Annotated in this window: 14 protein-coding genes; 8 read left to right on the forward strand and 6 right to left on the reverse strand. The window is 44.0% G+C overall.

Annotated features, from left to right (window positions below; genetic code table 11):
- Positions 1-33 precede the first annotated feature (33 nt).
- Both D0C36_RS01415 and D0C36_RS01420 read right to left on the reverse strand, forming a co-directional pair.
- Positions 34-2,364: a penicillin-binding protein 1A gene (locus D0C36_RS01415; protein WP_117389807.1), complete on the reverse strand. Its 2,331-nt coding sequence runs from the start codon at positions 2,362-2,364 to the stop codon at positions 34-36.
- A 130-nt stretch (positions 2,365-2,494) separates the two neighbouring features.
- Positions 2,495-2,986 (reverse strand): hypothetical protein, encoded by a 492-nt coding sequence (locus tag D0C36_RS01420; protein WP_117389808.1) that lies wholly within the window; start codon positions 2,984-2,986, stop codon positions 2,495-2,497.
- An 83-nt stretch (positions 2,987-3,069) separates the two neighbouring features.
- Between D0C36_RS01420 and D0C36_RS01425 the strand changes: the two genes are divergently transcribed.
- Positions 3,070-4,116, forward strand: coding sequence for an L-dopachrome tautomerase-related protein (locus tag D0C36_RS01425; RefSeq protein ID WP_117389809.1), 1,047 nt, complete (start codon positions 3,070-3,072; stop codon positions 4,114-4,116).
- Here D0C36_RS01425 and D0C36_RS01430 read toward each other — a convergent pair.
- Entirely contained in the window at positions 4,100-4,951 is an 852-nt protein-coding gene (locus tag D0C36_RS01430; protein WP_117389810.1) for an MOSC domain-containing protein, read from the reverse strand. The two genes, D0C36_RS01425 and D0C36_RS01430, sit on opposite strands and share 17 nt — an antisense overlap.
- 141 nt (positions 4,952-5,092) lie before the next feature.
- On the opposite strand from D0C36_RS01430, the gene D0C36_RS01435 reads away from it, so the two are divergent.
- From D0C36_RS01435 to D0C36_RS01445, 3 genes are all read left to right on the forward strand, one after another.
- Positions 5,093-6,805, forward strand: a complete 1,713-nt coding sequence (locus tag D0C36_RS01435) for a GMC oxidoreductase (protein ID WP_117389811.1) — start codon at positions 5,093-5,095, stop codon at positions 6,803-6,805.
- A 47-nt stretch (positions 6,806-6,852) separates the two neighbouring features.
- On the forward strand, positions 6,853-7,572 hold the full coding sequence (locus D0C36_RS01440) for a ThuA domain-containing protein (RefSeq protein WP_117389812.1): 720 nt from the start codon (positions 6,853-6,855) through the stop codon (positions 7,570-7,572).
- Positions 7,573-7,717: 145 nt separating this feature from the next.
- Positions 7,718-9,793 (forward strand): IPT/TIG domain-containing protein, encoded by a 2,076-nt coding sequence (locus tag D0C36_RS01445; protein WP_117389813.1) that lies wholly within the window; start codon positions 7,718-7,720, stop codon positions 9,791-9,793.
- A gap of 78 nt (positions 9,794-9,871) precedes the next feature.
- Here the strand turns inward: D0C36_RS01445 and D0C36_RS01450 are convergent, their stop codons facing one another.
- Positions 9,872-11,410, reverse strand: coding sequence for a M20/M25/M40 family metallo-hydrolase (locus D0C36_RS01450; RefSeq protein WP_117389814.1), 1,539 nt, complete (start codon positions 11,408-11,410; stop codon positions 9,872-9,874).
- Between the two features lie 212 nt (positions 11,411-11,622).
- Between D0C36_RS01450 and D0C36_RS01455 the strand changes: the two genes are divergently transcribed.
- Together D0C36_RS01455 and D0C36_RS01460 are read left to right on the forward strand one after the other, a co-directional pair.
- Entirely contained in the window at positions 11,623-12,273 is a 651-nt protein-coding gene (locus D0C36_RS01455) for an OmpA family protein (protein WP_117389815.1), read from the forward strand.
- A gap of 19 nt (positions 12,274-12,292) precedes the next feature.
- The gene (locus D0C36_RS01460; protein WP_117389816.1) at positions 12,293-12,751 is read left to right on the forward strand and encodes a PRC-barrel domain-containing protein; all 459 of its coding nucleotides are present in this window, start codon (positions 12,293-12,295) and stop codon (positions 12,749-12,751) included.
- 2 nt (positions 12,752-12,753) lie between these two features.
- Here the strand turns inward: D0C36_RS01460 and D0C36_RS01465 are convergent, their stop codons facing one another.
- The gene (locus D0C36_RS01465) at positions 12,754-14,919 is read right to left on the reverse strand and encodes an FUSC family protein (RefSeq protein WP_117389817.1); all 2,166 of its coding nucleotides are present in this window, start codon (positions 14,917-14,919) and stop codon (positions 12,754-12,756) included.
- A gap of 189 nt (positions 14,920-15,108) precedes the next feature.
- Here D0C36_RS01465 and D0C36_RS01470 point away from each other — a divergent pair, with 189 nt between their 5' ends.
- On the forward strand, positions 15,109-17,682 hold the full coding sequence (locus D0C36_RS01470) for a phosphoenolpyruvate carboxylase (RefSeq protein ID WP_117389818.1): 2,574 nt from the start codon (positions 15,109-15,111) through the stop codon (positions 17,680-17,682).
- A 79-nt stretch (positions 17,683-17,761) separates the two neighbouring features.
- Positions 17,762-18,286, forward strand: a complete 525-nt coding sequence (locus D0C36_RS01475) for a DUF4142 domain-containing protein (RefSeq protein ID WP_117389819.1) — start codon at positions 17,762-17,764, stop codon at positions 18,284-18,286.
- A 112-nt stretch (positions 18,287-18,398) separates the two neighbouring features.
- On the opposite strand, the gene D0C36_RS01480 is transcribed toward D0C36_RS01475, so the two are convergent.
- Entirely contained in the window at positions 18,399-18,860 is a 462-nt protein-coding gene (locus D0C36_RS01480; protein WP_117389820.1) for a DUF4268 domain-containing protein, read from the reverse strand.
- Positions 18,861-18,922 lie beyond the last annotated feature (62 nt).

The raw sequence follows: 18,922 nt of genomic DNA on the forward strand, positions 1-18,922 counted from the left end.
AAACACTGCCTTTAAACAAACGCCGGCAACCTTTTAGGTGGTTGGTGGCGGGTTGCCTTCTGCAGTACCTTCTTCAGGAGCCGGCGCGGGTGAGGGAGTCGCGGTGGTGTCCATTGGCATTTCAGTACTATCACTTGATGTCTCTTCCTCACGTATTATCGGCGAAGGACAGTTATACTCTTTAGTAATTTTACTCCATGGTTTTGGGAAAGGCCCGTATGTATAGCCGGATTTCGGATCGGCATAAACCTTCTCCATAAATGCTCCGAATATCGGCAACGCCGTATGTGAACCTTCGCCGGTTTCTGACGAGGTGAAGTGAACACTGCGGTCATCAGCACCAACCCAAACACCAGTTACCAGGTCTTTAGTGATACCCATGTACCAGCCATCCACATAGTCTGACGAGGTTCCGGTTTTACCACCTATCTGGTTATTCTTTTTCCAAAGGCCCGGGTATTCCCAAAGCGCTTGCGAAGTACCGCCCGGTTCTTCCATACCACCGCGGAACATATAAAGCATTAGCCACGCAGTTTCTTCGCTCAGTACGCGTTCTGATTTCAGCTTAAACTCTTTTATCAGGTCACCATCCTGGTCGGTAATTTTCTCTACCAGTATAGGATCTACTTTTTCTCCTTTATTTAGGAAAGTGCTGTATGCACGTACCATCTCGTAAACCGAAACATCGTTAGAACCCAGGGAAACCGACGGTACCGATTTCAAATAACTTTCTATGCCTATTTTGTGTGCATAATCAACAATCTTATCCCAGCCTACATGTTCAGTTACTTGTGCGGTGATAGAGTTAACCGATTTGCCCATTGCCCAACGCAGCGACATTTCACGGTACGAGAAATGGAAATCGGCATTTTTGGGTTCCCACACATCATCTTTACCCTGGTCTTTAAATTTGATGGTCACCGGTTTATCGGTAAACTTATCGCAAGGGGTAAAGCCATTATCTAAAGCGGTTACGTAAGCAAAAGGCTTAAAGGTTGAACCTGCCTGACGCTTGGCCTGGTTTACGTGATCATAGTTAAAATATTTATGATCGATACCACCCACCCAAACTTTTATTTTACCGGTTGATGGCTCCATGGTCATCATACCTGTGTTAAGTATTTTGGCGTAATATTTTATCGAATCTACAGTAGAGAAGGTAGTATCCTGATCGCCTTTCCAGGTAAACACCGTCATACGTTTTTTCTTCTCAAAATATTCTTTGATCTTGGTGGTATCGCCGTTATATTTTTTGCTCAGCAGTTTGTAGATAGGCAGGCGTTGCTCGTTCTTCAGGATAAAATCTTTTATCTCAACACCCTTACTATCGCGCCACGGGTTTTTATTACCCCAAAGATTATTAAAACGCTTTTGCAGCATCTTCATTTTCTGGTCTACTGCTTCCTCGGCGTATTGCTGCAGTTTTGAATCGATGGTGGTGTAGATCTTCAGGCCATCTTCGTAAAGGTCGTAGCCGTTCTCTTTGCACCATTTGTCCAGCCATTTTTCAACCGCGTGGCGGATATATGAATCGCCCGAGCCTGTATTATCGATATAACTCAGATCTAAACCGATCGGCTTAGCAGTTTCTTTTTTAAACTCTTCTGGTTTCAGATAACCATACTTTGCCATCTGGCTTAAAACCACGTTACGGCGCTCAATAGAACGGGTAGGGTTAGTGCGTGGATTATAAGTTGATGTCGCCTTCAGCATCCCAATAAGCGTAGCGGCTTCGGCAGGAGTAACGGCGTTTGGCATCTTATTAAAGTAGCGCAGTGTAGCCGTTTTTATACCAAAAGTATTATTACCAAACGGGACGGTATTTAAGTATAAGGTAAGAATTTCTTCCTTGCTGTACTGGCGCTCTATCTTAAAAGCGGTAAGCCATTCTTTACATTTAAACACCACAGTTTTTAATACCGGAATATGCCTTATAATACCTTGCGATTTACGTTTACGTGTGCTGAAAAGGTTTTTTGCCAGCTGTTGCGTAATGGTACTGCCACCACGGCGGTCGCCTTTTGCGGTTGATAGTAAACTGCCTACAAAACCAATGAAATCTACTCCGTTATGTTTATAGAAACGGGCATCTTCGGTAGCAACAAGGGCATGGATGATATCAGGAGAAATGGCTTTATATTCAACAGGAGAGCGGTTTTCTTTATAAAAACGGCCGATAAGTTTGCCATCGGCGGTGTAAACTTCTGAGGCCAGCGACATGGAAGGTTGTTTAATATCCTTCATATCAGGCGAGTAGCCAAAAAGCCATAGAAAGTTCAGTTCAATAGAACAGAAAAAAATTATGATAAAGTAAACGAAGATCGCGAAATATCTTAGGTACCGGTTCTTTAATTCCTTGAACATTGGGTAAAGATGTAAAATAATCAGCCCAAATCATAGCCCCGGGCACAGCTAAAAATTAACAACGCAATTTTAACAAGTAAATTTTAAGTTAACTCATTTTGATGATAAGAAATACAACGGGCATTTTGTCCTAAGGTTTACTAAAAGAATAAATATCACCGCTATTGCCTTTGCATGCTCTAAAAAACTGCATGGGTATTCCCTTCCTGAAACTAACTTTGCTCAAGGTCGAGATATCACAGTCAAAATTATTTTTATTATCAAATATCATCTCTCTGTTGACCAGTTTTGTAGGAAGATTGTTAACCACTGTTACATAATAATCGCCTTTAAATATATTATTCCCATCAAATATCAATATCCGGGAAGTGGCCTTGTGTGATGAACCCCAATACCATATAGAGTTCATTACTTTGTAAACTTTACCTGAATCGGTTTTTACCTCACCCAAATAGGTCAGATCTGTTTGTGTTTCCCCTTCTTTTGTCCATTTGCCGAAGACAAAGGTTTTGCCTACAATTCCCTTTCTTAAAACAGAAAGCCTTATGTTTTTGTCATTAGTTTGAGCCATTGTGCTCAACGAAAGAAATAACAGTAGGGTTAACGTGTAAAGTCTTTTCATGTTCAGATCAATATCTGAAAACAAACATAGATTATAAGGTAATGTCGAAGCAAAATATTCTAACAATATTTCTATTATGTTTTATGCTTAACAGCAACGCACAACAACTTACAGAGGTTGCCCAATTTGGCAAAAATCAACCTATCGGTGTAACGGTTGCACCTAAAAGCAACAGGTTATTCGTATCGTTCCCGAATACCGAGCCTTACTTATACGGACTAACCGAGATCAAAAACGGCCAGCGCATTGCGTTCCCAAACACGGAATGGAATAAAATAGATACCGCCCAAACCGAAACTCATTTTGTAAACGTGCAGGACTTGTATGCTGACGGCATGAACAACCTTTGGGTATTGGATTCGGCACCGGGTGGCGGGGCTGCTGTTATCGGTGATAACAAAAAGAAGGAAGGCAAATTCAAGTTGATTAAGATTAGCCTGGATGATAACAAAGTACAGCGTATTTATGATTTTGATGATCTGCCGAAAGACCAAAGCGCGTTGAATGATGTTTGCGTGGATAACAGCCGCCAGTTGGCCTACTTGTCAGATCCGGGACTCCATGCCATTGTAGTGCTCGACCTTAACACCGGCAAAAGCCGCATTGTATTGAAAGATGATAAAAGTACGGTAGTTACGGCCGGTTTTAAACTGCATTTGGATGGCAAAGACGTTATCGACCAAAGCGGAAAGCCTTTCACATCAAATGTAAACGGCATTGCTTTAACGCATGATAATCAGTGGTTCTATTTCAGGGCCATCAACCAAACCAAATTGTACCGTATTGCAACCGAGTTTCTGGCCAACGTTACCCTTAGCGATGACGACCTGAGCAGCAAAGTAGAGACCGTTGCCGAAACCGGCGTTTGTCACGGTATGATAGCCGATAGCAGGGGATACATCTATTTGAGTAACTCTGTAGAGCACGCCATCCAATACGTAAAACCGAACGGAGAAGTAAAGACGCTGGTGCAGGATAACCGCTTGATTTGGCCCGATTCATTTGGGATTGGTACTGATGGTTATTTATACCTCAGCGCATCGCAAATGCACAGGCTGCCGAAATATAACAACGGGCAGGATAAAGTGGAATACCCTTACCGTGTTTACAAAGTTAAGCTGCCGAAGTAGGCGCATCGCTGCCAACAATAAAACGTTCTTCGGTATGGGTTGATAGAACAGTCAGCTCATCGCCTACATTAATGTTACCCGTACCTATTAAAGCCAGGTTTTGCCCAAATAGTATCTTATTGCCTTTGCGGCGATATTTTGCCAGCGTTTTTAAAGGTTCTTTGCCTTTGGCGATGGTTTCCTGATTGATAGTGGTCATGATACAACGGGCGCATAGTTTAACGCCGTAAAAATCCAGTCCGTTAATTTGGATATGGTTCATCAGATCCTCGCTGTAGGGTGCGCCGCCTGTAAATACCACATTCGGGCGAAAGCGGTTCATGGGCAGCGCCTCATCCAGGCGTGAGTTAAGGTCATCCAGCGCCGCCTGACCAATGATGAGCAGGGGGTAGGCATCAGAAAATGAGGTTACCATACCTTCACTGGTGTAGCGCAGGTCTGTTTGCCTGTGTGTTTCATCTGGCATATAAACCAAGCGGCTGCTCTTGCCTAACTTTTCGGTAAACCAGGCATCAACTTCATCGCTAACCAGCTGGCCGCTGCAGGTATCATCCCAAATGGTTACCTCAAGGGCATCCTGTTTAATAGGTTCAAAAGGAATTTTTATGGATGAGCCATCTGGCGTATAGGTAACACTTAAGCCATCATCTTCTACGCTCACTTTGCACAGCGCCAGTTGCGCATATTCGCGTTGCGAGAGGAAGCGGTTATCATCATCTATCAGCATCCAGCGGCGGTCGTGTTCAAGGCCGCGGTCGGTTACTTTAGCGGTGGTCAGTTCAATACCGCCTAATGATTTAATGGGATAGATAATGAGTTGTGATACACGAAGCATACACAAACATACAGCATAGCGAGGAATATAGCCAGTACGGGCAATTGTTTAATTTACAATTGATTTATTGCCTTTTAATTGATAGTATTGTTTTAACCAATTAACCCACCGGGCACCCTACACCGGCAAAACCTGCTGTAAATGGAAAATAATTCTGCTAACCTTAACTTAAAGGCTGCGGCCAACAACACGTATGATGCCATTGTGGTTGGCTCGGGCATTAGCGGCGGCTGGGCTGCCAAAGAGCTTACCGAACTCGGCCTTAAAACCATTATGCTGGAGCGTGGCCCCAACTACGAACACATTAAAGATTATAAAACCGCTAACAATGCCCCTTGGCAGTTTGAACACCGCGGCAACGTAACACAGGCACAACGCAAGCAACGGCCGGTAATATCCCGTAACTGGGGTGCATCTGAACCTATAATGGATGCCTGGGTTAATGAGCAGGAAGCACCATACACAGAAGTAAAACCTTTTAACTGGTGGCGATCATACCGCATGGGTGGTCGCTCTATTTTGTGGGGCAGGCAAAGCTACCGCTGGAGCGACCTTGACTTTGAAGCCAACGCTAAAGACGGCTGGGCGATAGACTGGCCCATCCGCTATAAAGATATAGCCCCCTGGTATGACCATGTAGAAAAGTTCATTGGTATAAGTGGGTCAATGGAAGGTATCCCGAATTTACCGGACGGCCATTTTCTGCCGCCTATGGAATTGAACGTGGTGGAAAAAGATGTGGCTGCCAGCATTAAAAAGAAATTTGGCAGGCACATGATCATTGGCCGCTCTGCTAATATTACGGTGCCATATAACAACCGCACCAATTGCCAGTATCGCAACCGCTGCTGGGAAGGTTGCCCGTTTGGCGGATATTTCAGCACGCAGTCATCAACTTTGCCGGCTGCCGTTAAAACAGGCAACCTTACGGTAAGGCCGCAATCCATCGTCACCAAAGTGTTATATGACAAGGATACCAAAAAAGCCAAAGGCGTAGAGGTACTGGATACTGAAACTAATAAAACGTATGAGTATTATGCTAAAGTGGTATTCCTGAATGCTTCAGCACTGAACAGTGCCTGGGTGTTGATGAACTCGGCTACCGATATTTGGCCGCAAGGCTTGGGCAGCAGCAGCGGCGAACTGGGCCATAACATTATGGATCATCATTATAACCTTGGTGCCAGCGGTTTGGTAGAGGGTTATGAAGATAAATACTATTTTGGCCGAAGGGCAAACGGTGTTTACCTGGCTCGTTTTGCCAATATTGGTAATGACAAACGCGACTATCTGCGTGGTTTTGGCTACCAGGGTGGTGCGGGCCGCCAGGGCTGGAGCCGCGAAATAGCCGAGTATGGTATCGGTACAAAATATAAAGACGCATTAAGCGAACCGGGTGCCTGGACAATGGGCATAGGCGGTTTCGGCGAGTTGTTGCCATACCACGATAACAAGATCACCCTTGACCCTAAAGTGAAAGACAAATGGGGACTGCCGGTACTTTCTATGGATGCCGAGATAAAAGACAACGAGCGCAAAATGCGTGTAGATATCGTTAACGAAGCCAAAGCCATGCTGGAAGCTGCCGGTGTAAAAAATGTAGAAACACACGATAAAGGGCACAACGTTGGCGATGGTATACACGAAATGGGTACCGCACGTATGGGACGCGATCCAAAAACATCGGTATTAAATAAGCATAACCAGGTTTGGGATGCTAAAAACGTTTTTGTTACCGATGGTGCATGCATGACCTCATCTGCCTGCCAAAACCCATCGTTAACCTATATGGCCCTTACTGCCCGTGCTGCAAATTTTGCCGTGCAGGAGTTGAAGAAGGGCGGAATCAGTTAATTAGAGATTAGTTTTGTACTCTTTAGAGTTTAAGATTTAACATCATTATGAAAAAATACATCTTATCATTTGCTTTACTTTTTGTCACGATAATCACTTTTGGCTTTGCGAAACCGCGGGTGCTTATCTTCAGCAAAACGGCTGGTTTTCATCACGAGTCGATAGCTGTGGGTATTCCTGCCATTATTAAAATGGGGCAGGAGAACAATTTTGATGTGGATACCACCACCAACTCTGCGCTGTTTACGTTGGATAATCTGAAAAAATACAAAGCAATCATTTTTCTGAGCACCACCGGCGATGTGCTGAATGCAGAGCAGCAAACCGCGTTTGAGCGATACATAAAACAAGGTGGCGGCTTTGTAGGCGTACATGCCGCAACAGATACCGAGTACGACTGGCCATGGTACGGTAACCTGGTAGGCGCTTATTTTAAAAGCCACCCCAGCAAACAACAGGAAGCCAATTTAGAAGTAGTAGACAGAAACTTCATAGCAACCAAACACTTGCCTGCAACATGGCGCCGGTTGGATGAATGGTATAATTACAAGTGGATAGCCGGGGGGCTACACATACTCATCAAAATAGATGAAAAAAGCTATACCGGTGGCGAAAACGGCGATAACCACCCAATGGCATGGTACCACACTTATGATGGCGGCAGGGCGTTTTATACAGCTTTGGGCCATACCGATGCCTCATACAGTGAACCTTTGTTTTTGAAACACCTGCTTGGCGGTATCAAATACGCCATGGGGCAAAAATAAGATATAACAAATGTTTAACAAGGGCTTCTTTAGGGAAGCCTTTGTTGTTTTGCGGAAATCCCGCAGATAAATATGCCCTTTTCCACTGATTTACCTGCGTGTGTTTAAGCCCGACCTTTAGGCAAACTAAACACACCCACAGATCATGAAAAAAACCTTTACCAAGATCCTAAGCCTGACGATGATGTTTACCATCCTTATCAGTGCTTGCAAAAAAGACAACAACGTTAAGCCAGACCCTGTACCACCCAAAAAAGAAGATAAGCCTGCCTTTAACGGTACTATCGATGGAAAATCATTCAAACTCGATAAAAGCCAGGTTAAAAACACCTTTTACTCTACCGACGGCGATGCTATAAAAAGCAACCTTACGGATATAACCTTGGATGGTTCATCAAGTATGAAATTCTTCATCGCCGATATGAAGGCGGGGCAGGTTGATATCACCAAAAAAGCTGGCACCTCGTTTAACCCTGGTACACCTGGCGTTAAGATCCAGGCCAATGGCACTTCGCCTGTTTTGCAAACCTACATCGTGTATAACAACGCCGGCAACGCTTATTATGCATTTAGCGGGTTTATTAAAATGACCATTGACGAAGACGGAAGTTTTTCAATGGAGTGGAATTTAACTTTTAAAGATGCTGCGGGCCGGGAGTTTACTTCTACAGGTTCTGTATTTTATGCGGGTTATAAAACCACCATCAAACCAAAATCAGACATTGTTGACCCTACACCGGTTGCAGCCACGCCAACAATAGAGAATATTGCGCCAACCAGCGGCCGCGCGGGCGATGTGATATCTATTACCGGTACAAATTTCAGCACTACAATGGCTGATAATGTAGTGAAAATTAACGGTGTTGATGCAACAATAGTAAGTGCAACAGCCACCAAAGTAGAAGTGAAGGCGCCGGCAAACGGCACAACCGGTAAAATATCCGTTAAAGTAAAAAACAGCGAAACCAAAGAGGGCCCTACCTTTACCTATGTACCTGCAGCCACGCTAACTGCCATCTCTGTATCGCACGGTAAAGTGGGAGATGTGATCACTCTAACAGGTACCAATTTCAGCACCGTTACTACCGAAAATGAAGTAAAGTTTGGCACAAAAACAGCCGCGGTAAAATCTGCCACCGCAACACAATTAACTGTTGAAGTTCCGCAAGGTGTTGAAACAGGCAATATTACTATCAAAGTAAAAGGTTACGATGTTACACCGGCAAACGGGTTGGATGTTAAGTTCACTATTGACGTAATTGTTGTAGATCCGCCGGTTAATGTGGGCGCCAAAGGGCAGGCCGCCAGGATAAGCAGTGGCCCGTATGATTTTGGGAACCGCGCTGTTGATAGCAAAGGTAACCTATATGTAGTAGACGAAAACCAGCAACTGGTGAAAATGGACTACAACGGTAACGTGCTTAAAACCTTCAGCAAAACCGAGATCAATTTTGTTACCATCAACAGCTACAAATGTATAGGCTTAACAAACGATCAGAACGGTGTGGTACATGCCTTATTATACCTAAGTACATGGCCAAACGGGCAGGTTAAAACTTATATGGCCACTATATCATCGCAGGATTTAGTTACCAAAGAGTTTGAAACTTACCTGTATGACCAAAGCATTAAAGGAATGGAAGTTGACAGCAAAGGCCAATACTATGTACTAAGTGAGAATTTCAATACACCTGACATCTTGAAAGTAAAAAAAGAGGCCACCGCTGAAAAGTACATTCAAGGTGGTACAGGCGGTGCTTTTGGTGGCCGCGGTGCTTATGCTATGGATATTGATGGCAACGATAACCTCTATGTAGTAGCCTACGTGAAAGGTAAATATACTACCGATGTACCAACGCAGGCAGCTATATATAAAATCGCTCCTGATGCTACTATCACACCGGTAATTTCACAATATGCCAACGGTTATAAAGATGGTGCAATTGCCGAAGCGCAGTTTAACGATATCCGCAGCATAGCCGTATCAAACCTCGATCTTTATGTGAGCGATAACGGCAACTTCCGTATCCGCAAAATAGCTACCCGTACCGGCGAGGTAACCACCATTGGCGGCAATGGTAAAGAGTTTACCAACGGGCAACCATTGTACACCGGCCCGCTGCTGGGGGTTAACATGAACGGTTCATGGGGCTTGTTGCTCGATAGCAAGAATGGCGCTATCTACAGCTTCCGCAGTTCGGTACAGAAATTTGTATTCTAAACCAATAACAACAATCCTAATAAAAAGCCCGCTTCGGAGATATTCCGGGCGGGCTTTATTGTTTATTGTAAGCAAAGTTTATTCAAAACCACCGTGGCGGTTAGCTTTACCTTGTTCCGGCCATTTTATAGGCTGGCCATTTTCGCCGGTTGCTTTATCGCGAGGGAATTTGTTCGGATCTTCTGATGCCATGTATACCAGTATAGCTGTTAGGATGGCATTACTGCGCAGGTCATCAAACACAACTTTATCATAAGTATCGCGGTTGGTGTGCCAGGTATAATTACCGTACGACCAGCTGTTTGAACCCAGAGAGAAGCCCGGTGCGCCAACTGCAACAAATGATGCAAAATCAGAACCGCCACCACCAGGTGTGCCCGGGAAGTTGGTTTTTATCTGATGGCGAATAGTATCAGGTACAACCTCAAGCCATTTACTGATGAAATCGCCCGCTTTGGCATAACCCTGTCCGCTTATATTTACAACCCGGCCTGTACCGTTATCCTGGTTAAATAATGCCTGCAGATTAGCTACAATTTCGGGATGGTCTTCAACAAAAGCACGTGAGCCGTTCAAACCCTGCTCTTCACTGGCCCAATGGCCTACCAAGATAGTACGCTTTGGTTTAGGGTACACTTTCTTAAGGATGCGCATGGCTTCCATCATAGTTAAAGTACCGGTACCGTTATCAGTAGCGCCTGTTCCGCCGTCCCATGAGTCGAAGTGAGCTGATAGCATCACATACTCGTTTGGTTTCTCGCTGCCTTTTATCTCGCCGATGACGTTAAAGGTAGCTTTTGGGCCCAACTCTTTTGATTCGGTATGGATGGTAATACGCGGTTTCTCATTCTTTTCTGTCAAGCGGTAAAGCAGGCCGTAATCTTCCAAAGCGATATCAACGGTAGGTATAGTTTTGGTGTAGGCAGCAAATATCTTATCCACTCCAAATCCTTGCGACCAATAATTAGTAATAATACCCGCAGCGCCGGCTTTTTCTAAAGCCACCGGCAGGGTGCGGCCATTGTACCCGGTCTTTTTAACGCGGTTACGCCATGCTTCGGTTTGGGCACCACGCTCAGCTTTCATTTTGTCAATTGACTCCTGTAAAGCAAACTCTTTCCAGTTATCATCCGGGCGGCCGCTTACCGGGTTCATCGATATCATTACAAACTTGCCTTTAACAGCAGGAAGCCATTTGGCAAATGCTGCAGAATCGGCAACATCAGGCAGGATAACCGTCTCGGCGGTAACTGCTGCTTTCATACCGGGGCTCCAGGCCAACTGTGTACCCTCAATGCTGTGCACGCGCGGGTAAACCATATCAATGTGCGATATGCCGCGTTCCCAACCGCGCCAGTCGCCCCATTTTTCCTGTTTGGCTGTAATGCCCCAGCCTTTATATTTATCAAGCGCCCATTTGCCTGCCTGGTCATATTGCGGGGTACCCACCAAACGTGGGCCAATGCCGTCAAAAAGTTCATGCGCAAGGGTCTGAAGCTGCGAGTTCTCAGTAGCTTCTTTTACAATTTTATCTACAACCGCATTGTTGTTTTGCGCAAAAGCAGAACTGCTTACGCATAAAGCGGCTGCAATAAATAGTTTGTTAAAGTTTTTCATTCTGTTAAGATATAGGGCTTTTATATGCACGAATGTAGCAAATTGAAGTCGGTATACGCGGATGGAGCTTGTAACATTGCTGTGCACGAGTTGTGCACACCTGTAATATCACCGCAATAACCACCTGTAATAACTGTACAACCCTTTTTTATTTCATCAGAAATTCATTTGGCGTGGTTTGTGCTTATTGTCAACCAAACAAGAACACAACAATGGCACAATTAGATGTACAGCCTAAAAAGCATAGCTCTGCCTGGCTGTTGATCATTTTTCTGATACTAGCTGCGGGCGCGGCTGTTTTACTTTATAAAGGTTGCAATAAAAGCTCCCCCCTAAAAGTTGATGCAGCCGATACTATTAAACAAGATACCGCAAAACTCGATAGCAATACCATAGTTACCACACAGCCAGATTGGAGTAAGATAGATTTTAATATCCCGGCATCAAACTATGAAGAGGTAACAGACACTGCAGTTATCGTAAAAGGTAACGACCATTATACCATTTATAGCCTCGGCGAAAATATCCTTTTCAAAAAAGGAGATAGCAAGATAATGCCGGCTTCTGAAACTGCCTTACAACAGGTAGTAACCTCCTTAATTAAACGTTATAAGGACGCTAATATAGGCGTTTACGGCCATACAGATTCTATTGGGAATACCATTGCAAATAAGAACCTCGGTGCTGCACGTGCTGAAGCTGTTAAAGATTGGTTAACCAAACAGGGCCGCTTGCCGGTAGACCAGATATCCATCCACTCGATGGGCGAACAGCAACCAGTGGCCACAAACGCCACCGAAAAAGGAAGAGCGCTCAATCGCAGTGTAGAGATAGTAGCCTTTCCGGATAAAGCAGCACAATAAAAACTTAAACACAACAAAAATGGACTTTGCAGATAACACCGGTGATTACGATCACCTTGAAGAATTAAATGAAAGTGATTTTGAAATAGCAGATAACCAACCGGATATTATGGGCTGGGATATACTTGATACTCATAAGAACAAGGTAGGCGAGGTATCAGAGTTATTATTTAACGCTGAAACCCGTAAAGTACGCTACATTATATTGGATATGGAGAGCAACGATGTTGGCCTTGATGACGGCCGTGTTATTATACCGATAGATATTGCTGTATTTGACCTGGATAAAGACATTGTTAAATTACCCGGCGTAAGTACTACCACACTGGAATTTATGCCACTTTACGAGCGTGGCCGCATTATTAATAAAGATACGGATAACGACATACGCCGCGCGTTGGATATACCAGAACGCGATGCCCCGATAAAACCAGGTTCGTTAAACGTGGCACAAATGCGAATCTTCGCAAAGCGATAGCTCTATCTTAATACACTATCAGTGATCTTTGCCAGATCTATTGATACTTTATGGATAAACCCAAGCTGCTCTTTCATCAGGTTCTCATCTGCGGTTAGTGGCAGGGGTAAAGTTTCTGGTGACGGTATACTGCTTAAACGTATGGCATCATCAAGCTTTTTGGGTTCTTCTATCTTTCCGCTCATGCGGTTGATGGCTTCTTTTAATACAGCTATACTTTTCTTTACCGATCTAAGCATATCCGGATGTACACCTTGTGGTTTATTGCGGATAATCGCGGTAGCAATATTTGCCGTATAAGATGCCAGCACATGGTTAAGCACAACAAACTTGTGCAGGTCTTTAATATTGCGCTGTTTACGCTTGGGCTCTGATGTCATGCGCTCAAACACGGCTGATAAGTTGGCCGAACTTACATAAACATCCTTGCGGGCAAGTTTATATTCGGTAATGGTAACTTCCTTGCCCGATAAACTGTCTGATACTTTGCGCAGGTAATTCACATTTGAATTAAGTACCTGCTGCAAGCTTTCCTGCACCACCTGAAACTCCCAGGTTGGGAATATAAGGTAACTGGCAATAAAAGCGATACCTGAGCCTATCAGCGTATCTACAATACGTTCTTGCGCTATATTCAAATGGCCCAGTCCCAAAAACTTGAACAGGATAAGCACGTAAGGCGTCATGAATATTACTGACACTACGTAATTCAACCTTAAAAAACTGTAGGTACCTATCATGAGGCCAACCAGTATGCAGAACTGTGCCGTTTTATCGGGAATAAAATATAAAATCACAATACCAATGGCACCACCAACTATGGTACCTATCAAACGCTGGTAATTACGCTGCTTTGATAAACTGAAACCTGGCTTTAGGATAACTATAATGGTTAGTAATACCCAATAGCTGTGCCCGCCCAACGAGAAGTTTTTAGCCGCAATAAAACCCACTAAACATACCAATGATACCCGCAGGGCGTGCTTAAACGCACCCGAATTAAGGGTAAGGTTATCCCAGAAAATATGCGGTGCAAAATCCTGATGGCCTACAAATTTAGAGTATTCTACATCGTTAAGGTTTTGTACCAACCCATCTGATGCTTTAGAGTGGTAATATTGGTAAATGTTGGTGATGGTTTTGCCCAAGTCACGCAGATTGATCAGGATCTTTTTCAGCACAAGGTTGCTGGTTTCCTTATCATCTATACCAACATTATCAATCTTCAATTTAAGCCTTTCGAGCGGCAAATCAAAATTATGTAGTTTTTCCGGTCGTCTGTTTGCCAGAATAGCGTAGCCTATGTTATCCAGGTCATCGGCCATAAGGTGTAAAAACCAACTAACATCGGCCAAAACACCCGTCTTTTCAAATTTCTCGCGGATAGAGCTGTAGTCATAATGAGTGGCCATTATCTGCTCAAACATATCTACCAGATCGTTAAAGGTAATTACCAGCACACGGCTTGCAGGGGTAGATTCGCGCACCATCACACGGCTCTTGAACAGTATCTCTCTAACGGCATCCTGATGGTTGCTCACTTGTATTTGGCTTAGCACCAGTTTGCGATAATTCTCATCAACATCAGTACGGGTATCGTAAAAATCGGCTTTTATACGCAGGAAGTTGGCCACATCGGCCACGCTCTCGCCCAAAGTTTGCTGTGCTGCCCGGTAAGGCCTTATCCCGAAGAAGATGATAGCAAACAGCATATACCACACGCCACCAGCCAAAATGGTTAAGCAAAACAGCGGGACTTCAGGCGGTGGCACCCGCTTATCCATCATAAATATCATAATAAGCAGGCCCGATGTACCTACTGATGCAGCCCTGTTACCATAAACAATAAGCATGGAAAACAGAAAGGCAAGTGTCGTTATCTCAATCCCCAGGGTAACTACATTTAAGCGGGCATAGCCTGTTATAAGCGATACTACAAGCAATATAGCATTGCCAATAAGCATACCGTTTCGCTTATGGATAAGAGGGCCGGGGCTATCAATGGTACAGATACATAAAGCGCCTAACGACATGGTTAGGCCTTCATCAAAATGCCCTAATTCCATCATTAAGAGGGCGGGAGCAAGGATGCCTATAGACATGCGAAGGCCATCTGAAAAATACTGGCTGTAAAAAAAGCTTTTTATTTCCCGCTGATGGCTTTTCATCTACTGTTTATTAGGCACGATATTTATGCTGCAAAATTAAACAAATAAAACGGCTATGGTTTTACAATAATCAATATTGCATTAAAATAACTAAACCGTTATAAATTTTGCAGTTTATACGGTATTTTGATTTTAGATCATTAAATTCACGCCGTTAACACCAATATAACACTATAAACCTGTACAAATATGCCATCAACGCTTAGGCTTAGTCAGAAAGAGTCCGTTTTTAACCAGGAAGTTGTAAAGCGCTTTGAGCTTTATAATAGTTTGTTCCAAACGCTGCCTTTCTACCAGGTGAAGGAGATTGGTCAGTTGCTTCCGTTCTTTAGTGCACATTGCGAGAAAGGGGCAGCCGAGCAGAGATCTCCTAATGATATTATCGATTCTTTTTTCAAGAAATACGTTCCTGGTGTAGATCACCGCGAAGAGTTAAATCGCCTTTTCCGCTTTATACAATACATTGAGCGCCAAGTAGTTTTGTTTGATGCTATTGAGGATTCATCCTTCGGCAAGATCACCCGCACAGATGATACCGGTTCGCTGCAAAGCCTTATCCAACAGGCAGCACAAAGCGAAGAAGCAAGGGCTAACATCAGCAAGCAACTGCAGGATTTTTCATTAAGGCTGGTATTAACCGCCCACCCAACGCAGTTTTACCCAGATTCGGTTTTAGGTATCATGACTGATATGATAGAGGCTTTGAAAACCAACGATATCGCTTCTATCGACGTACTGTTGCAGCAATTAGGTAAAACACCATTCTTCAATAAAAAATCACCAACTCCTGTTGATGAGGCAAGGAGTTTGGTGTGGTTTCTTGAGAATGTGTTTTACCACGCATTATCGGGCATACAGTCAAAACTCGAAGATGAGTTTGATATAGAAGGCAACCCCAACGCACTTGAACTTGGCTTTTGGCCGGGCGGCGACCGCGATGGCAACCCCAACGTTACTACAGAGACTACTCGTTCTGTAGCTACTTTATTAAGACAGATCATCTTCCGTTGCTATTATCGCGATTTCCGAAACCTGAAACGCCGTATCACTTTCAGGGGATTAACCGATACTATATCGGCTTTAGAAACGGTACTTTACGATAACGCTTTCAATACGCAGCAAAACCCTAAAGACCTGCAACCTTATCTGCTTACAACGCTTCGCGAAATGCGCGACACACTCATTAACAACCACGATGGTTTGTTTGTGAACATTGTAGAGAGCCTCATAGAAAAGGTGAAGCTGTTTGGATCATACTTTGCCACTTTAGATATAAGACAGGACAGCCGCGTACTGCGCGATGTTTTCAAATACACCACCGAGAAAGTTTACACCGGCGTACCAAAGAATTATGCCGACATGGACGAGGTGGCCAAATTAAAAAGCCTGCCGTTTAACCAGGCCGATTTTAAATGTCCCGATACTGCCGAACCTTTGATACAGGATACGCTGAACACCATCCGCCTGATGAAGCAGATACAGCACAGCAACGGCGAAAAGGGTTGCCAGCGATTTATCATCAGCAATTGCCAGCAGGCATCTGATATTCTGCAACTAATTGCCCTGCACCTGTGGAGCGGCTGGGAAAAAGATAAACTGAGCATTGATTTTATGCCATTGTTTGAGACCGTTAACGATCTTAAACATGCCAGCGAAGTAATGGAGCGTTTGTACACGCATCCATTCTACAAAAGCCACTTAAAGGCACGTGGTAATAAGCAAACCATTATGCTTGGCTTTAGCGATAGTACCAAAGATGGCGGCTACCTGATGGCAAACTGGAGTATCTACAAAGCAAAAGTTGAGCTTACGGCCATGGCACGCAAGCATGGCATACAACTGGCCTTCTTTGATGGCCGCGGCGGCCCGCCTGCACGTGGTGGTGGTAAAACACACCGTTTTTATGCATCAATGGGTAAAGAGATAGCAAACGACCATATCCAGTTGACCATACAAGGCCAAACTGTAAGTTCGCAATACGGTTCGGTAGAAACTGCAAGGTTCAATACCGAGCAGCTGATCAGCGCGGGTATTACCTCGGCATTGCATCCAAACCATCATGATCTGCTTGATGCCAAGCACAAAGCCCTGATAGCAGAGATGGCCGAGAACAGCCACAAGTTATTCCTCGAGCTGCGCGAGCATCCGTTGTTCCTGGAGTACCTGGAAAAATATAGTCCGCTGAAGTTACTGTCGCAGATCAACATCAGCAGCCGCCCAACCAAACGTAATTCGGGTGCCAAATTGAAGCTTGATGATCTGCGTGCTATCAGTTTTGTAACCTCGTGGAGCCAGTTAAAACAAAACATCCCTGGTTTTTACGGTGTGGGCACAGCGCTTAAGAAAATGAAAGACAATGGCAGCTGGGAAGATGTACGCGACCTGTACCACAAGTCGGGTTTCTTTAAAACCATGCTGGATAACTGTATGATGTCAATGTCTAAAGCAGATTTCCGCGTTACAGCTTATATGGAGAAGGATAAAAAATTCGCCAAGTTCTGGAAAGGTCTAAAAGCCGAATATGAGCTGACCAAACAAATGCTGCTTGAACTTACCGAAACGACCGTGTTGATGGAAGAGTTTCCTGTAGACAGGCGCTCTATCGGCGTGCGCGAGCGCATTGTTTTGCCATTGGTTATCATCCAGCACTATGCCCTGCAATGCCTTAACAATACTGATGATGAGGAATTGACCGGCATTTACAATAAGCTGGTTATCCGCACGGTATACGGTATTGTAAACGCAGGCCGCAACCTGGCATAAAACTGTTACAATAAATATAAAGCGCATTTCAAACTGTATAGCGCCTGCTTTGTTACGTAAATATTAAACCCATATTTACATGAGAAGGTTAGGCGCTATACTTATTTTGGTTACCGTTTTTGAAATTTTGGCCTGCGGCGATCGCAAGGGCAGAAATTACAATAATGATGCATTGGCCGATAACGCCAAAGTGTTTGTTGAAACCGCCCACGAAGCCGGTTTGGCAGAAATACAACTTTCGCAGTTGGCGCTTAAACAATCAAAAGATACATCTATCACCTCGATGGCCAAACGTATCATAGCCGATCATACCGATGCTGATGCTCAATTAAAAAAGATAGCCAGCGAAGCTAAGATCAATTTAAGTGACACGCTTACCGCTATTCATACTGAAGCACTTAATAGTTTAAAAACTAAATCAGATACTGCCTTTGATAAAGCCTATTCGCAGGTGATGGTTAACGATCACGAGAAGGCCATTAAGCTATTTACCGCTGCTATTGAAAGCACCGGCGGCGATGTACAAAACTTTGCCAAAGCCACTCTGCCAAAACTACAAAGCCATTTTAAAGTAGCCGATAGTATTTGTAAGGATATGAAGTAAGTCTGAATCAGGATTTACAGGATTGTCGGGGCTCGAATTTTCGGAATTGAAAGAATTTGAAGAAGTTACTACTTAATTTAAAAACAGTTTTTCAAATTCTTTCAATTCGAGTTCAGACACTCACCCCGAAGGCATATTTCACATCGCTCCAAAACTCATCCAATGCAATAATGCGGAGTTTAAAAAAGGAGATTAGATCGGGCCAGTTTTCCTGCTGATAGATACTGGTGGGGGAAATCTCTTTGTAAATACGGCTGATGGTTTTGCCGTACTCATCTACATCATGCAGTTGCCAATGCCATTCTTCGCCTAAAGTATCGTGCAGGATGTTCTTGTAAGTTTCCAGCTGTTCAAAATATAATTCCTGTAGTTCTGTATCGGGATGAGCGATCTCTATAGAAATACTGGCCAATTTATTATCTGCCTGCATCCTGAAATAAATGTGCTTGGCACCTGTTTTATAATTCACCCAGTTTACGCGCAACCCTTCTGCAGAAAACACAGGGGCCATATACTGCCCAAATGCTGTCCAGAATGCTTGCCGTAATTGAGATGCTTGTTCTTTGCTGTACATTTATTAATAGAATTTGTCATTGCGATCCGCCGGATGGCGGAGAAGCAATCTCCTCGCGGATA

Origin of the sequence: Mucilaginibacter conchicola, assembly GCF_003432115.1 — a bacterium.
Lineage (GTDB): Bacteria > Bacteroidota > Bacteroidia > Sphingobacteriales > Sphingobacteriaceae > Mucilaginibacter > Mucilaginibacter conchicola.

What these genes read in the sequence shown, in the direction of transcription:
- D0C36_RS01415 (WP_117389807.1), bottom strand. Translation starts at nt 2,364, where the DNA reads ATGTTCAAGGAATTAAAGAACCGGTACCTAAGATATTTCGCGATCTTC.
- D0C36_RS01420 (WP_117389808.1), bottom strand. Translation starts at nt 2,986, where the DNA reads ATGAAAAGACTTTACACGTTAACCCTACTGTTATTTCTTTCGTTGAGC.
- D0C36_RS01425 (WP_117389809.1), top strand. Translation starts at nt 3,070, where the DNA reads ATGCTTAACAGCAACGCACAACAACTTACAGAGGTTGCCCAATTTGGC.
- D0C36_RS01430 (WP_117389810.1), bottom strand. Translation starts at nt 4,951, where the DNA reads ATGCTTCGTGTATCACAACTCATTATCTATCCCATTAAATCATTAGGC.
- D0C36_RS01435 (WP_117389811.1), top strand. Translation starts at nt 5,093, where the DNA reads ATGGAAAATAATTCTGCTAACCTTAACTTAAAGGCTGCGGCCAACAAC.
- D0C36_RS01440 (WP_117389812.1), top strand. Translation starts at nt 6,853, where the DNA reads ATGAAAAAATACATCTTATCATTTGCTTTACTTTTTGTCACGATAATC.
- D0C36_RS01445 (WP_117389813.1), top strand. Translation starts at nt 7,718, where the DNA reads ATGAAAAAAACCTTTACCAAGATCCTAAGCCTGACGATGATGTTTACC.
- D0C36_RS01450 (WP_117389814.1), bottom strand. Translation starts at nt 11,410, where the DNA reads ATGAAAAACTTTAACAAACTATTTATTGCAGCCGCTTTATGCGTAAGC.
- D0C36_RS01455 (WP_117389815.1), top strand. Translation starts at nt 11,623, where the DNA reads ATGGCACAATTAGATGTACAGCCTAAAAAGCATAGCTCTGCCTGGCTG.
- D0C36_RS01460 (WP_117389816.1), top strand. Translation starts at nt 12,293, where the DNA reads ATGGACTTTGCAGATAACACCGGTGATTACGATCACCTTGAAGAATTA.
- D0C36_RS01465 (WP_117389817.1), bottom strand. Translation starts at nt 14,919, where the DNA reads ATGAAAAGCCATCAGCGGGAAATAAAAAGCTTTTTTTACAGCCAGTAT.
- D0C36_RS01470 (WP_117389818.1), top strand. Translation starts at nt 15,109, where the DNA reads ATGCCATCAACGCTTAGGCTTAGTCAGAAAGAGTCCGTTTTTAACCAG.
- D0C36_RS01475 (WP_117389819.1), top strand. Translation starts at nt 17,762, where the DNA reads ATGAGAAGGTTAGGCGCTATACTTATTTTGGTTACCGTTTTTGAAATT.
- D0C36_RS01480 (WP_117389820.1), bottom strand. Translation starts at nt 18,860, where the DNA reads ATGTACAGCAAAGAACAAGCATCTCAATTACGGCAAGCATTCTGGACA.